Annotated in this window: 12 protein-coding genes; 5 read left to right on the forward strand and 7 right to left on the reverse strand. The window is 72.5% G+C overall.

The annotated features are described in order from the left end of the window. Positions 1 to 720: 720 nt before the first annotated feature. The 6 genes from ACWC5C_RS32700 to ACWC5C_RS32725 all read right to left on the reverse strand — a co-directional run bounded on the left by ACWC5C_RS32700 (position 721) and on the right by ACWC5C_RS32725 (position 8,727). The gene (locus ACWC5C_RS32700) at positions 721 to 1,722 is read right to left on the reverse strand and encodes a sugar phosphate isomerase/epimerase family protein (RefSeq protein WP_450881387.1); all 1,002 of its coding nucleotides are present in this window, start codon (positions 1,720 to 1,722) and stop codon (positions 721 to 723) included. 9 nt (positions 1,723 to 1,731) lie between these two features. Beyond that, positions 1,732 to 2,919, reverse strand: a complete 1,188-nt coding sequence (locus ACWC5C_RS32705) for a Gfo/Idh/MocA family protein (protein WP_450881389.1) — start codon at positions 2,917 to 2,919, stop codon at positions 1,732 to 1,734. 46 nt (positions 2,920 to 2,965) lie between these two features. Beyond that, positions 2,966 to 4,030 (reverse strand): substrate-binding domain-containing protein, encoded by a 1,065-nt coding sequence (locus tag ACWC5C_RS32710; protein ID WP_450881391.1) that lies wholly within the window; start codon positions 4,028 to 4,030, stop codon positions 2,966 to 2,968. Beyond that, a complete protein-coding gene (locus ACWC5C_RS32715) occupies positions 4,027 to 5,100 on the reverse strand; it encodes an ABC transporter permease (RefSeq protein WP_450881393.1) in 1,074 nt (357 codons plus the stop codon). The genes ACWC5C_RS32710 and ACWC5C_RS32715 overlap by 4 nt, the downstream gene beginning before the upstream one ends. Beyond that, the gene (locus tag ACWC5C_RS32720) at positions 5,094 to 6,650 is read right to left on the reverse strand and encodes a sugar ABC transporter ATP-binding protein (RefSeq protein ID WP_450881395.1); all 1,557 of its coding nucleotides are present in this window, start codon (positions 6,648 to 6,650) and stop codon (positions 5,094 to 5,096) included. Before ACWC5C_RS32720 ends, ACWC5C_RS32715 begins: the two co-directional genes overlap by 7 nt. Positions 6,651 to 7,545: 895 nt before the next feature. Continuing rightward, positions 7,546 to 8,727 carry an ROK family protein gene (locus ACWC5C_RS32725; protein WP_450881397.1) on the reverse strand — a complete coding sequence of 394 codons (1,182 nt, stop codon included), beginning with the start codon at positions 8,725 to 8,727 and terminating at the stop codon, positions 7,546 to 7,548. Positions 8,728 to 8,918: 191 nt separating this feature from the next. Between ACWC5C_RS32725 and ACWC5C_RS32730 the strand changes: the two genes are divergently transcribed. After that, positions 8,919 to 9,206 carry a ribosomal protein L7/L12 gene (locus ACWC5C_RS32730; protein WP_450881399.1) on the forward strand — a complete coding sequence of 96 codons (288 nt, stop codon included), beginning with the start codon at positions 8,919 to 8,921 and terminating at the stop codon, positions 9,204 to 9,206. A gap of 4 nt (positions 9,207 to 9,210) precedes the next feature. Here the strand turns inward: ACWC5C_RS32730 and ACWC5C_RS32735 are convergent, their stop codons facing one another. Beyond that, positions 9,211 to 9,888 (reverse strand): GntR family transcriptional regulator, encoded by a 678-nt coding sequence (locus ACWC5C_RS32735; RefSeq protein ID WP_450881401.1) that lies wholly within the window; start codon positions 9,886 to 9,888, stop codon positions 9,211 to 9,213. Between the two features lie 175 nt (positions 9,889 to 10,063). On the opposite strand from ACWC5C_RS32735, the gene fdhD reads away from it, so the two are divergent. From fdhD to ACWC5C_RS32755, 4 genes are all read left to right on the forward strand, one after another. Beyond that, positions 10,064 to 10,927, forward strand: a complete 864-nt coding sequence (fdhD, locus tag ACWC5C_RS32740) for a formate dehydrogenase accessory sulfurtransferase FdhD (protein ID WP_450881403.1) — start codon at positions 10,064 to 10,066, stop codon at positions 10,925 to 10,927. 86 nt (positions 10,928 to 11,013) lie between these two features. Beyond that, a complete protein-coding gene (locus ACWC5C_RS32745; protein WP_450881405.1) occupies positions 11,014 to 11,598 on the forward strand; it encodes a TetR/AcrR family transcriptional regulator in 585 nt (194 codons plus the stop codon). A gap of 115 nt (positions 11,599 to 11,713) precedes the next feature. Beyond that, a complete protein-coding gene (locus ACWC5C_RS32750; protein ID WP_450881407.1) occupies positions 11,714 to 12,472 on the forward strand; it encodes an SDR family NAD(P)-dependent oxidoreductase in 759 nt (252 codons plus the stop codon). A 153-nt stretch (positions 12,473 to 12,625) separates the two neighbouring features. Further along, positions 12,626 to 13,891, forward strand: coding sequence for a serine hydrolase domain-containing protein (locus ACWC5C_RS32755; protein WP_450881409.1), 1,266 nt, complete (start codon positions 12,626 to 12,628; stop codon positions 13,889 to 13,891). The last annotated feature ends 65 nt before the right edge of the window (positions 13,892 to 13,956 follow it).

Raw genomic sequence — 13,956 nt, forward strand, 5'->3', positions numbered from 1 at the left:
CCGGCCCGGTCGGCACGACGGGCGCGACGTGGCGGCGAGGGGTCGGCAGGGCTTGTTCCCCACCCCGCCCCTTCCCGAACTGGAGGCAAGCCCCCAGGCCCCCGGCCCGGCGGGGCAACGGGCGCGGTGGCTCGACGCGGAACACTCCCCCCACCCCGCTCCTCCCCGAAACCGGAGGCAAGCCCCAAGCCCCCAAGCCCGGCAGGGCATCAGGCGCGGTGGCTCGGCGCGGATCAGTCCCCCACCCCGCCCCTCCCCGAAACTGGGGGCGGCCCCCAGGCCCCGGCCCGGCGGGGGCGGGCGGCACCATTCCCACCGCCCTGACCTCCCCGAGACCGGGAGCACGCCCCAGGCCCCCGGGCTGGCGGGGCGGGCGGGCGGCGGTGCCCGCTGCATCCCACCGCCCCGGGGTAGGCGGGCGGGACCCCGGGCTGGCGCAGTGGGCGCGCGGCGCCGCCCGCTGCATCCCACCGCCCCGGCGGCACCCTCGGGCCCGGGGCCCGGGCTTGGGGTGTGGCCCCATCCGGGCCGGGGGGCTGGGGGCTTGCCCCCAGTTTCGGGAAGGGGCGGGGTGGGGAATGACGCCACGCCGAGCCATCGCGCCCCTTGCACCGCCCCGCCAGGGCGAGCCCCGGACGGTCCGGGGTCCGGGGTCTGGGGGCTTGCCCCCAGGTTCGGGGAGGGGCGGGGTGGGGGATGACGCCGCGCCCCGCCGGAGGCTCAGTCGGTGGTGAAGGCGGCGTCGAAGGAGGTGGTTGGGGGGTTGAAGTCGTAGGACTTCAGGTGGCGCAGGGCCTCGGGGGCGCCCATCAGGCGGTCCATGCCCGCGTCTTCCCACTCCACCGAGATCGGGCCCTCGTACGCGATGGAGCGCAGCATGCGGAAGACGTCCTCCCAGGGCACATCGCCATGGCCCGCCGAGACGAAGTCCCAGCCGCGGCGGGGGTCGCCCCAGGGGAGGTGGGAGCCGAGGCGGCCGTTGCGGCCGTCGAGGCGGCGGCGGGCCTCCTTGCAGTCGACGTGGTAGATCCGGTCGCGGAAGTCCCACAGGAAGCCGACGGGGTCGAGGTCCTGCCAGACGAAGTGGCTGGGGTCGAAGTTGAGGCCGAAGGCGGGGCGGTGGCCGATGGCTTCGAGGGCGCGGTGGGTCGTCCAGTAGTCGTACGCGATCTCGCTCGGATGGACCTCGTGGGCGAACCGCACGCCCTCGGCGTCGAAGACGTCCAGGATCGGGTTCCAGCGGGTGGCGAAGTCCTCGTAGCCGCGTTCGATCATGCCGGGCACGACCGGCGGGAACATGGCGACCAGGTGCCAGATGGACGAGCCGGTGAAGCCGATGACCGTACGGACCCCGAAGGCGGCCGCGGCGCGGGCCGTGTCGGCCATTTCGGCGGCGGCCCGCTGCCGTACGCCCTCCGCGTCGCCGTCGCCCCAGATGCGGGCGGGGAGGATGGCCTGGTGGCGCTCGTCGATGGGGTGGTCGCAGACGGCTTGGCCCACCAGGTGGTTGGAGATCGCCCAGCACTGGAGGCCGTACTTGTCGAGGAGCTGGCGGCGCCCGTCGAGGTAGCCGGGTTCGGCGAGGGCGCGGGGGACCTCGAAGTGGTCGCCCCAGCAGGCCAGTTCGAGGCCGTCGTAGCCGAAGTCGCGGGCGTAGCGGCAGACCTCCTCCAGCGGCAGGTCCGCCCACTGGCCGGTGAAGAGGGTGAAGGGTCTGGGCATGGGGGCCTCCTATCGCGAGAGGTCGGGTACGGGGGTGTAGACGGAGTTCTTCTCGGCGCTCTCCTCCACCGCGGCCAGCACCCGCTGTACCTGCAGCCCGTCCTCGAACGACGGCTCGGGGTCCGTACCGGCGGCGATGGCCGCCACCATGTCCCGCGCCTGGTGGACGAAGGTGTGGTCGTAGCCGAGGCCGTGGCCCGGGGGCCACCAGGCCTCCAGGTAGGGGTGGTCGGGCTCGGTGACCAGGATGCGGCGGAAGCCGGAGTCGGCGGCGGGGACGGTGTGGTCGTGGAAGGACAGCTCGTTGAGCCGTTCGAGGTCGAAGGCGAGCGAGCCGTGGTCGCCGTTCAGCTCGATGCGCAGCGAGTTCTTGCGCCCGGCGGCGAAGCGGCTGGCCTCGAAGGACGCCAGGGCGCCGGAGGCGAGCCGTCCGGTGAACAGGGCCGCGTCATCGACGGTGACCGGGCCGCGCGCCGCCGCGCCCGCCCCGGCGGGCAGCGGACGTTCCCGTACGAAGGTCTCGGTGAGCGCCGAGACGCCGACCAGCCGCTCCCCCGCCAGGTACTGCGCGAGGTCCACGATGTGCGCCCCGAGGTCGCCGAGCGCGCCGGAGCCCGCCAGCTCCCGGCGCAGCCGCCACACCAGGGGGAATTCCGGATCCACGATCCAGTCCTGTAGGTAGGTGACCCGTACGTGGCGCAGAACGCCGATCCGGCCGTCGGCCACCATGCGGCGGGCCTGCGCGATCGCGGGCGTACGGCGGTAGTTGAAACCCACCATCGCCCGCTGCCCACGGGCGCGGGCCCGGCGGGCGGCGTCCGCCATGGCTTCCGCTTCGGCGACCGAGTTGGCGAGGGGTTTCTCGCACAGCACGTGCTTACCGGCCTCCAGCGCGGCGATCGCGATCTCGGCGTGGCTGTCGCCGGGGGTGCAGACGTCGACCAACTGCACATCGTCCCGGGCGATCAGCGCGCGCCAGTCGGTCTCGGCGGCCGCCCAGCCGTGCTTGTCCGCGGCAGCGCGGACGGCGTCCGGGTCACGGCCGCAGATGGCGGCCATGGCGGGGCGCAGGGGGAGGTCGAAGACGCGGCCCGCGGTGCGCCAGCCCTGGGAGTGGGCGGCGCCCATGAAGGCGTAGCCGACCATGCCGATGCCGAGGCCGTGTGCGTCAGGGTGTTGTGCTGCGGGGCTTTCCATGTGGCTCCTCTCAGATCGCGGCGGATGCGATTGGTGGAGACGGGGCCTAGCTGAATCCCGTGGGCAGGTACTCGTCCACGTTGTCCTTCGTCACGACGGCCGAGTAGAGCGTGAGGGAGGCCGGGATCTCCAGCTCGGCCAGGCCCCCGACACCCTTGCCCTGGCCGAGCGCGCGCGCCAGGTCGATGGCGGAGGCGGCCATCGTCGGCGGGTACAGGACGGTTGCCTTGAGGACGGTGTTGTCGGCCTTGATGGCGTCCATGGCACGCTTGGCGCCCGCGCCGCCGACCATCAGGAAGTCGTCGCGCCCGGCCTGCTGGATGGCGCGTTCGGCGCCGACACCCTGGTCGTCGTCGTGGTTCCACAGGGCGTCGAAGCCGGAGTGGGCCTGGAGCAGCTGGGCCATCTTCGACTGGCCGGACTCGACCGTGAATTCGGCGGCCTGGCGCCCGACCTTCTTGATGTTCGGGTAGTTCTTGAGGGCGGCGTCGAACCCGGCCGTGCGCTGGCGCGTCAGCTCCAGGTTGTCGAGCCCGGCCAGCTCCACCACCTTGGCGTTCTTCTTGTCCTTGAGCTGTTCGCCGATGTAGCGGCCCGCGTTGAGGCCCATGCCGTAGTTGTCGCCGCCGATCCAGCAGCGGTACGCCTGCGGGGAGGCGAAGACGCGGTCGAGGTTGACGACGGGGATGCCCGCCTCCATGGCCTTCAGCCCGACCTGGGTGAGCGCCTTGCCGTCGGCGGGCAGGATGACCAGGACGTCGACCTTCTTGTTGATGAGGGTTTCGATCTGGCCGATCTGCTGGGCGGTGTCGTTGGAGCCCTCCGTGTTCACGAGGGTGACGTCCTCGTACTCCTTGGCGCGCCGTTTGGCCTGCTCGTTGATGGCGTTGAGCCAGCCGTGGTCGGCCTGCGGCCCGGCGAAGCCGACGGTGACCTTCTTGCCGGGCTTCTTGTCGTCGGCCGCGGCGGGCTGCTTGCCCTCGTCGTTGTTGTCGTTGTTCTCGTTGCTGGTGCAGCCGGCCGCGAACAGCGCGCCCGCGGCGGCGGTGCCGAGGAGGAGGTTTCTGCGGCTGGTGGGAATTCTCGGGGTGGTGCCCGGGGTGGTGTTCATGGCGTCGAACGACCCTTCTGTACCAGGACGGCGGCGACGATGATCGCGCCCTTCGCGATCTGCTGGACATCGCTCTGGAGGTTGTTCAGGGCGAAGAGATTGGTGATCGTGGTGAAGACGAGGACGCCGAGGACGGAGCCGGTGATGGTGCCGCGCCCGCCGCTGAGCAGGGTGCCGCCGATGATGGCGGCGGCGATGGCGTCGAGTTCGTACAGGTTGCCGTTGGTGTTCTGGCCGGAGCCGGTGAGGATGACCAGCATGAATGCGGCGATCCCGCAGCACAGCCCGGACAGCAGGTACAGCATCAGCCGCTGCCGCCGTACGTCGATGCCCGCGAGCCGGGCCGCCTCCGGGTTGCCGCCGATGGCGACGGTGCGCCGCCCGAAGGTCGTACGGCCCAGCAGCAGCCAGCCGAGGACGGTGACCGCGGCGAAGATCATCACCAGCGGCGGGATGCCCAGTACGTAGGAGTCGCGGAGCCCGAGGTCCAGCACCGGTTTGACGGTGACGACCTGCGTCTTGCCGTCGCTGATCTGGAGCGCCAGGCCGCGCGCCGAGGCCAGCATGGCGAGGGTGGCGATGAACGGCACCATGCCGCCGTACGCGATGAGCACACCGTTGACCAGCCCGCAGCCGAGCCCCACCAGCACGGCGCACAGGAGGATGCCGCCGAACCCGTAGTCCTGGGTGGCGAGCGTGGTGGCCCACACCGAGGCGAGCGCGACCATCGCGCCGACGGACAGATCGATGCCGCCGCTGGTGATGACGAAGGTGACGCCGACGGTGACCACGCCGATGACGGACGCCTGGGTGAGGACGAGTTGGAGGTTGTCGGTGCTCAGGAACTCGTCGGGCTTGGTGATGCCGCCCACGATGGCCAGGACGGCGAGCACGCCGAGGAGGGAGAGGTTGCGGAGGTCGGCGAGGCGTCTGCCTTTCGATGGCGCGCCGGGTTCGGGCCCGGGCCCGGGGCCTCCGGTCTTGGTGAGCGTGGCCCCGGCGCCGGGGACGGCGCTGGCGCCGGGGACGGCGCTGGCCCCGGTATCGGCGCCTCCGGGTGAGTTCAGCACGACGGACTCCCTTCCATCACGAGATCGAGGACGCGGTGCTCGTCCAGTTCGGCGGCGGGCGCCGTGTGGACGACCCGCCCCTCGCGGAGCACCAGCACCCGGTCGGCGAGGCCGAGGACTTCGGGCAGTTCGCTGGAGACCAGCAGCACCGCCATGCCGTCGTCGGCGAGGCGGCGGATCACCGCGTACAGCTCGGCGCGGGCGCCGACGTCCACCCCTCGGGTGGGCTCGTCCAGCAGCAGCACCCGGCAGCCGCGCAGCAGCCAGCGCGCGAGCACCGCTTTCTGCTGGTTGCCGCCGGAGAGCGTGCGTACGGGGCGCTCCGGGTCGTCCGGGTGCAGCGACAGATCGCGGACGCTGCGGCGGGCCGCGTCCCGTTCGGCGCCCCGGTCGAGCCATCCGGCGCGGGAGAAGCGGGCGAGGGAGGAGACGGAGACGTTGCGGGTGACGGACTCCAGCATCAGCAGCGCCTGCGCCTTGCGCTCCTCGGGCGCGAGCCCGAGCCCGGCGCGCACGGCGGCGGTCACGCTGCCGGGGCGCAGCGGGCGGCCGTCGACGAGGACGCGGCCCGAGGTGGGGCGGCGGGCGCCGTAGACGGTCTCCAGGATCTCGGACCGGCCGGAGCCGACGAGTCCGGCGAGCCCGACGATCTCGCCGGGCGCCAGGTCGAGGTCGACCGGCTCGAACTCCCCTTCTCTGGCCAGCCCTTGGAGGCGCAGGACGGGTTCGTGTGCGGCTTGGGTTTCGGTGGCTTCGGTGGTGCGGCGGGGGAACGCGTACTCGACGTCCCGGCCCGTCATCAGCGCGACGATGTCGCGGGTGGGCGTCGTACGGGCGGGCAGCCCTCGGGCGGCGGCGCGGCCGTCCTTCAGCACGGTGACGCGGTCGCCGATGCGGCGGATCTCCTCCAGCCGGTGCGAGATGTAGACGACCGCCACGCCGCCGGTCGTGAGGTCGCCGACGATACGGAAGAGGTTGTCCACCTCGTCGGGGTCGAGCGCGGCGGACGGCTCGTCCATGACGATCAGCCGTACGTCGTGCGAGAGGGCGCGGGCCATGGACACGATCTGCTGTGCGGCGGCGGAGAGTTCGCCGACCAGTCGGCGCGGGTCGATCTCGGGGTGCCCGAGGCGGGCCAGCAGTTCGGCGGCGGTGGCCCGGGCGGCCCGGGACCGTACGAAGCCCGCGGTGGCGGGTTCGTGGCCGAGGAAGATGTTCTCAGCCACGGACAGGCCCTCCACCAGGTCGAGTTCCTGGTAGATGGTGGCGATGCCGAGGCGCATGGCGGCGACCGGCGACTTCAGGGCCACGGGCGCGCCCTGCCAGACGATCTCCCCGCCGTCCGGCTGGTGGGCCCCGGCCAGCACCTTGATCAGCGTGGACTTGCCCGCGCCGTTCTGCCCCAGCAGGCAATGCACCTCGCCCGGCTGGACGTCGAGGTCGACGCCGTCGAGGGCCCGTACGCCGGGGAACGACTTGGTGATGCCGGACATGGTGAGAAGGGGTGGGGTGGCGGCGGCGGCTGGCTGATGCGGATCGGGTGGTGCCATGGCGAGCCTCCTCGGGCGGGTCGCTGTGGCGGATCGCGGTCGCGGTGTTGCGGTGTTGCTTGTGCCGTGCTGGTGGTGCGCCTGCTGCGTCTCCCCCACCCCGCCCCTTCCCGACCCCGGGGCTCAGCCCCGGCCCCCGCTCCTCAAACGCCGGAGGGGCTGGATGTGTCGAGGCGCCCGTGAGCCCCACGACAAGCGCCCCCGGCGACCCGGCCCGACTCGGCCGGACGGCCGGTCCCGGCCCGCCGGATGGTGCCCGGTCCGGGGCTCGGCCTCAGAGACCGAACCAGGCCCAGGCCCGGGGTCCAGGTCCAGGCCCGGTCCGGCGTCCAGGGCCCAGGCCCAGGGGCCAAGGGCCAAGGGCCAGGTCCGGGTCCGGGCCCAGGTCCGGTCGGGCCCAGGTCCGGTCGGGCCCAGGTCCAGTTCCGGGACCAGGCCCAGGTCCGGGCCCACGTCCGGGCCCAGGGCCCAGGTCCGGGCCCAGGTCCGGGACCAGGCCCAGGTCCGGGCCCAGGCCCAGGTCCAGGGCCCAGGTCCGGGCCCAGGTCCGGGCCCAGGTCCGGGCCGGGTCCAGGCCCAGGTCCGGGCCGGGTCCAGGCCCAGGTCCGGGTCCGGGGCCGGTCGGGCCCAGGTCCGGGTCCGAGCCCGGGCCGACGTCCGGAGTCCCGGTCCGGGCCCACGTCCGGGGGCGGGTCGGGGGTTTCGGGGCCGGGGCTCCACTTCTGGTGCCCCGGATCCAGTCGGGGGCCGGGGCGGAGCCCCGGTTCGGGAAGGGGCGGGGTGGGGAAAGCCACACCCGCGGCTGTCACACGTGCTGCGCGCTGTGCCTCGGTACGGTCCGATCCGCGGGGCGGGCCGTAGGGACGGGGCCGGGCGGGGGCGCCCGGCGGAAGGGTCAGGCCGGGGAGAAGAGGTGGTCGCTGATCAGACGGGCCGCGCCGGTGACCCCCGCAGCCGGGCCCAGTTCGCCCAGCACGATGGGGAGGTTGCCGGTGGCGAGCGGAAGGGACTGACGGTAGACCTGGGTGCGGATCGCGGCGAGCAGCGTGTGGCCGAGGCCGGTGACGCCGCCGCCGATCACCACCAGACCCGGGTTGAAGAAGCTGACGAGACCGGCGATGACCTGCCCGGTGCGCATGCCGCCCTCGCGGATGAGTTCGAGGGCGGCGGCGTCACCGGCCGAGGCCGCCGCCGCGACGTCCGTGGCGGCGAGCTGCCCCACGGCGTCCAGCCGCGCGGCGAGTTCGGCGGAACGGCCGTCGCGGGCGGCCGCCTCGGCGTCGCGGGCGAGGGCCGCGCCGCCGAAGTAGGCCTCCAGGCAGCCGTGGTTGCCGCAGGCGCAGGGGCGGCCGTCGGGCTCGGCCTGGATGTGCCCGATGTCGCCCGCGCTGCCGGTCGTACCCCGGTAGACGTCACCGGCGACCACGATCCCGCAGCCGATACCGGTGCCGATCTTGACGCAGAGGAAGTCCTTGACGGAGCGGGCGACTCCGGCGTGCTGCTCCCCCATGGCCATGAGGTTCACGTCGTTGTCGACCATGACGGGGCAGCCCAGTTCCTGGCTGAGTGCCTCCCGTACGGGGAAGCCGTCCCAGCCCGGCATGATCGGCGGTGCGACCGGCACGCCCTCGGGGTACCGGACGGGGCCCGGCACTCCGATGCCCGCGCCGTCGAAGCCCTCCGCGACGCCGGAGGCGCGGAGCTTGGCGGCCATGGCCAGCACCTGTTCGAACACCGCGACCGGGCCCTCGCGGACATCCATGGGCTGGGTGAGGTGGCCGAGAATCTCCAGTTCCGCGTTGGTCACGGCCACATCGACGGACGTGGCGCCGATGTCGACGCCGAGCAGCCGCAGGGCGGGCGCGAGCCGGATGTTGTGCGAACGGCGCCCGCCCCGTGAGGCGGCGAGTCCGTCGGCGACCACCAGTCCGGTCTCCAGCAACCGGTCGATCTCGACGGCGAGTTTGGACCGTGAGAGGTCGATCTGATCGCCCAGCTGAGCCCGGGAGTTGGGGCCGCCGTCGCGCAACAGGCGGAGCAGCCGGGCCTGATGCGCGTTCGCGGGTCGTGCCGTCATGCGCCTCACGCCGCCCCTCCCGCCGTCATCGGCATGCACATGGTCGGGCTTTCGAGGGGAACGTAGCAGCGGTTGTCGGGGGTGGGAAGAACTTGCGCCGCAATCCACGCCGACTTTCTCCTGCGGAAGGACAAACTTTGGCCGGAGCAGGGGCGATTTCCCGTCAATGCCGTGCGACTACCATGCCGATCATGGAAATAGCGATCCTCATCCTCGTCGTGGCCGTCGTCCTGCTGTACAGCGGCCTGGATTCCCGTATCAAGCGGATGGAGCGCCGGAACGCCCGGCTGGAGCGCAAGGCGGACCTGATCCTCGATCACCTGGGCATCCGCCAGGAGGAACCGGGGCTGGAGCGGGTGACCGCGCTGCTGCGCGAGAACAAGAAGATCCAGGCCATCAAGGTGTACCGCGAGGTGACGGGCGCCGACCTCAAGGACGCCAAGGAAGCGGTCGACCGCATGGACGGCACCCGCGGCTGAGAAGTCAGTCCCGAGGGCGCTCGTGGTAGCTGTGGCGCGTGTGCTCCGTATGCGCGCGCATGATCTCCGTGGCGCGCCCTTCGTCCCGCGCGGCGATGGCGGCGATCAGCTCGCGGTGCTCGGTCCAGGACTGCTTGCCGCGCTGCCGGGCCACCGGGGTGTAGTACCAGCGGACCCGCCGGTGCACCTGGGCGGCCAGGTCCGCCAGCACCGTGTTCCCGGCGAGCGCCATCACCGTGGCGTGGAATTCCGCGTTCGCGGCCACCGCGCCGTCCACGTCGTCGTCCAGGACGGCCCGTTCACCGGTCGCGCACACGGCCTCCAGCGCCGCGATCCCCCCCGGCTCCGCGCCTGCGGCGGCCAGCCGCGCGGCCTCGGCCTCCAGCAGGGTGCGGACGGTGAGGAGCTGATCGGCCTCCTCCTCCGTGGGCTCGTGGACGAACGCGCCCTGCGCCGGGCGCAGATCGACCCATCCCTCGGTGTTGAGCCGCTGCAGCGCCTCGCGCACCGGCTGCCGGGAAACGCCGAGCTGGCCCGCGAGTTCGCTCTCGACGAGGTGCTGGCCGGGGCGGAGGGCGCGGGTGGTGATGAGTTCGAGCAGGGCCTCGTAGACGCGCTCGCGCAGCGGCCCGGGCCGCTCCAGCCTCGGCACCGCGCCCTGCGGCAGTCCCTTGGACAGCATCGGTCCCCCTGTGCGTCGGCGTCGGCATCGGCCGGGTTCCGGGAATCCCCAGAATCCCCGGATTGGTTATTGTCTACAGTTTACCCACACCGGGCTGCGGTCTCACGGTCCCTGTGCAGGACAATGAGGCCTCCCAGCACATACGGAACCACGCACAGAACCGGGACTGATCGACATGGGACGGGTCACTGAGCGACGTCGCGTCATCCGCATCCGGGACGGGGTGGTCAGCACCCGCCCGGACACCCTGGTGGCCGAGGAGCCGCTGGAGATCCGGCTGAACGGCCGGCCGCTGGCGATCACCATGCGCACACCGGGTGACGACTTCGCGCTGGCCGCCGGATTCCTGGTGAGCGAAGGGGTGCTCGGCAGCGCGGACGAACTGGCGAACATCGTCTACTGCGCGGGCGCGACCGAGGACGGCTCCAACACCTACAACGTGGTGGACGTGCGGCTCTCCCCGGGCGTGCCCGTCCCCGACATCACCCTCGAACGCAACGTCTACACGACCTCGTCGTGTGGTCTGTGCGGCAAGGCCAGCCTGGACGCCGTCCGCACCACGGCGCGCTGGCGGCTGGATGAGCCGGACGACCGGCAGGCCGCACCGGTCCGCATCACCCCGGAGACCCTGACCGCCCTGCCCGACCGGCTGCGCGCCGCCCAGCGCGTCTTCGACCGCACCGGCGGGCTGCACGCGGCGGCGCTGTTCACGCCGGAGGGCGAGCTGCTGGACGTACGGGAGGACGTGGGCCGCCACAACGCGGTGGACAAGCTGGTCGGGCGGGCGGTCCAGCAGGGCCAACTGCCGCTGTCCGGGGCGGTGCTGCTGGTGTCCGGCCGGGCCTCGTTCGAGCTGGCGCAGAAGGCGGTCATGGCGGGGATCCCGGTGCTGGCGGCGGTCTCGGCGCCGTCCTCGCTGGCCGTGGATCTGGCGGACGAGGCGGGGCTCACGCTGGTCGGGTTCCTGCGCGGCACGTCGATGAACGTGTACGCGGGCGAGCACCGGCTCGCGCTGCCGACGGCGGTCGGCGGGGCCTGACGGCGACCGCTCACTACTTCCGGGCTGGGGTCGTCACCCGAACGTGTACTTGACCGATCGTTCTGGATAGCTGCTATGGTTTTCCCATGGCCAGGACGAAGGAGTTCGATCCGGAGGCCGCGCTGCAGTCGGCTCTTGAGCTGTTCTGGCGGCGCGGCTATGAAGCGACGTCGATGGCGGACCTCGTCGATCATCTCGGCGTCGGCCGCGCCAGCATCTACGCGACCTTTGGGAACAAGCGCGAGCTGTACCTGAAGGCGATGGACCGCTACGCGGAGAACCAGGACCCGTCCCTCGTCATGGAGCTGTCTCAGCCGGGCCCCGCGCTGCCCCCGGTGCGGGCGCTGGTGCGCCGCTTCGCCGAGGAGGCCACCACTCCGGAGCGGCGGCTGACGGGCTGCCTGGTGACCAACACCGCAGCGGAACTGGCCCCGCACGACCCGGTGATGGCCCGCCGGGTGGAGGTGAGCTGGGACCACCTGGAGACCCCGCTCTACTCCGCGCTGATACGGGCCCAGGCCCAGGGAGAGCTTCCCGAGGACCGGGACCCCCGGGCGCTGTCACGGATGCTGCTCGTGCTGCTCCAGGGGCTGCGGGTGGTCGGCAAGGCGTCGGACGACCCCGCGCGCGTACGGGACGCGGCGGAGCAGGCCCTGACACTGCTGGACTGAGCCCCGCCCCCCAACCCCCTCAGCCCACAAACAAGAGCGATGAGCGTCGCTCACTTCCCATGCCCACATATTAGACCGATCGTTCCACATCCTCTATCGCTCAGGGAGCCACGCAATGAACCGCTTCACCGGCAGGACCGCCCTCGTCACGGGCGCGGGCTCCGGCCTCGGCCGCGCCATCGCGCTCGCCTTCGCCGCCGAAGGCGCGTCGGTCGTGGCCGCGGGGCGCACCGAAGCCACCCTCGCCGAGACGGTCCGCCTCATCGAGACCGCCGGGGGCCGGGCCGCCGCCGTCACGGCCGATGTCGGCGACTCGGGGCAGCTGCGGGACCTGGTCCGCGAGACCGTCACCCGCTTCGGCGGACTGGACATCGCCGTCAACAACGCCGGGATATTGCGCGGCCAGGGGCCGGTCGGTGAGGTCAGCGAGGAGGACTGGGACGCGGTGCTGCGCACCAATGTGACCGGTGTCTGGCTGGCGATGAAGCATCAGATCGCGCACATGAAGGACAACGGCGGCGGCGCCATCGTCAACGTCTCGTCCAACCTCGGCGCCCACCTGCGGGTTCCGGGCCTCGGCGCGTACAGCACGTCGAAGGCGGCGGTGGCCACGCTGACCCGGGCGGCCGCGCTCGACCACATCCATCAGGGAGTCCGGATCAACGCGGTCAGCCCAGGCGTCTCCGACGGCCCCATGTCGCTGCAGCCCGGGGAGTCCGAGGCCGACCGTGTCGAGCGGATGAAGACGGCGAACCCGCTGGGCCGTCTCGCGGAGGCGGAGGAGATCGCGGCGGCGGTGCTCTACCTGGCCTCACCGGCGGCGGGTTCGGTGGTCGGCACCGACCTCGTCGTGGACAGCGGCTCCGCGGCCTGACGGTCCGGCCGGGGCCCGGTCCGCTCCTGCGGAGGGCCGGGCTCCGCCGTGACCTGGGGTTCTCCCCCACCCGGCCCATCGGGCTTTCCCCCACCCGGGCCGGGGTGTTGGCGCCATGGTCCGGGTCCCGGCACCCCGGCAGGCTGATGAGCCATGAACAGACACCGCGGAACGTCCCGTTTACGCTTCGCCGCGACCGCCACGGCGGCCGCCGCCCTCCTCCTGGGCGTCGCCGTCGTCCCGGCGGCCCCGGCGGCCCCGGCGGCCCCGGCGGCAACCGCCGGTGGCAGCACGGCGCTCACCGAGAAGGAGCTGCAACGCCGGGTGACCCGGATCCTGGCGGACGCCGGGTACACCGGCATCACCGTGGAGGTACGGCAGGACGGCCACCGCCGGATGCACGCCCGGGCGGGCGAGGCGAGACGGAACACCGGCCGCCCCATGCCGTACGGGGCCAACTACCGGGCCGCGAGCACCACCAAGACCCTCGTGGCCACCGTGGTGCTGCAACTGGTCGCCGAGGGAGAGCTGTCGCTGAGCGATCCGGTGGACAAGTGGCTGCCGGGCGTGGTGAGCGGCAACGGCAACGACGGCAGCCTCATCACCATCCGGCACCTGCTCCAGCACACCAGCGGCATCTACCGCTACGACCCCACGGAGGAGACCGGGGACACGGCCGAGGCCTTCGAGCAGAACCGGTACCGGCACATCGACCCCGCGGAGATCGTCGCCGGAGCGATGAAGCACGAGCCCGAGTTCCCGCCCGCCAAGGAGGGCGACGCGGAACCTCGGTGGAGCTACTCCAACCCCGGCTACCTCCTCGCCGGGATGATCATCAAGAAGGTCACCGGGCGGTCGTGGGACAAGGAGGTCCACGACCGGATCGTCCGCCCGCTGGGCCTGACCGGCACGTACGCCCCCGGCGACGACCCGTATCTGAGGGGCAGGCACGCCCATACGTACCAGCGCTTCCCGGGCTCGGCCAAGTGGACCGACACCACCGTCCGGAACGTGAACTGGGCAGGCTCCGCGGGCTCCCTGGTCAGCACCGACCGCGATCTGGCCCGCTTCTACACCGCCCTGCTGGGCGGGGAGCTGCTGGAACCGGAGGAACTCGCCGAGATGCGCCGGACCGTCCCCGTCAACGCGGACTACGAGGAGGCCTTCCCCGGCATGCGCTACGGCCTCGGGCTCGCCAATCAGCCGCTGACCTGCGGCGGAGACCGCTGGGGCCACGGCGGCGACCTCGCGGGCGGCACGGTCAGGACCACCACCGACTCGGCCGGACGCCGCTCGGTGGTCATCATGACCACGGGCGCGACCGCCGACGAAAAGGAACAACTCGCGGCGGAGAAGGCCGTCCAGACACTCCTCGACGACGTCATGTGCGCCCCCAAGCTCCGCCCCGGCGGGCGCTGAGCCGAACAGGCCCTGTATCCAAGCGACATGACGCACGGTCCTTGTCCCGGACGGGAGCAAAGCGG

The organism is Streptomyces sp. NPDC001700 (assembly GCF_053596435.1).

Bases quoted from the DNA above. Each gene is read 5' to 3' on its own strand.
- ACWC5C_RS32700 (WP_450881387.1), bottom strand. From the start codon at position 1,722: ATGCCCAGACCCTTCACCCTCTTCACCGGCCAGTGGGCGGACCTGCCG.
- ACWC5C_RS32705 (WP_450881389.1), bottom strand. From the start codon at position 2,919: ATGGAAAGCCCCGCAGCACAACACCCTGACGCACACGGCCTCGGCATC.
- ACWC5C_RS32710 (WP_450881391.1), bottom strand. From the start codon at position 4,030: ATGAACACCACCCCGGGCACCACCCCGAGAATTCCCACCAGCCGCAGA.
- ACWC5C_RS32720 (WP_450881395.1), bottom strand. From the start codon at position 6,650: ATGGCACCACCCGATCCGCATCAGCCAGCCGCCGCCGCCACCCCACCC.
- ACWC5C_RS32725 (WP_450881397.1), bottom strand. From the start codon at position 8,727: ATGACGGCACGACCCGCGAACGCGCATCAGGCCCGGCTGCTCCGCCTG.
- ACWC5C_RS32730 (WP_450881399.1), top strand. From the start codon at position 8,919: ATGGAAATAGCGATCCTCATCCTCGTCGTGGCCGTCGTCCTGCTGTAC.
- ACWC5C_RS32735 (WP_450881401.1), bottom strand. From the start codon at position 9,888: ATGCTGTCCAAGGGACTGCCGCAGGGCGCGGTGCCGAGGCTGGAGCGG.
- fdhD (WP_450881403.1), top strand. From the start codon at position 10,064: ATGGGACGGGTCACTGAGCGACGTCGCGTCATCCGCATCCGGGACGGG.
- ACWC5C_RS32745 (WP_450881405.1), top strand. From the start codon at position 11,014: ATGGCCAGGACGAAGGAGTTCGATCCGGAGGCCGCGCTGCAGTCGGCT.
- ACWC5C_RS32750 (WP_450881407.1), top strand. From the start codon at position 11,714: ATGAACCGCTTCACCGGCAGGACCGCCCTCGTCACGGGCGCGGGCTCC.
- ACWC5C_RS32755 (WP_450881409.1), top strand. From the start codon at position 12,626: ATGAACAGACACCGCGGAACGTCCCGTTTACGCTTCGCCGCGACCGCC.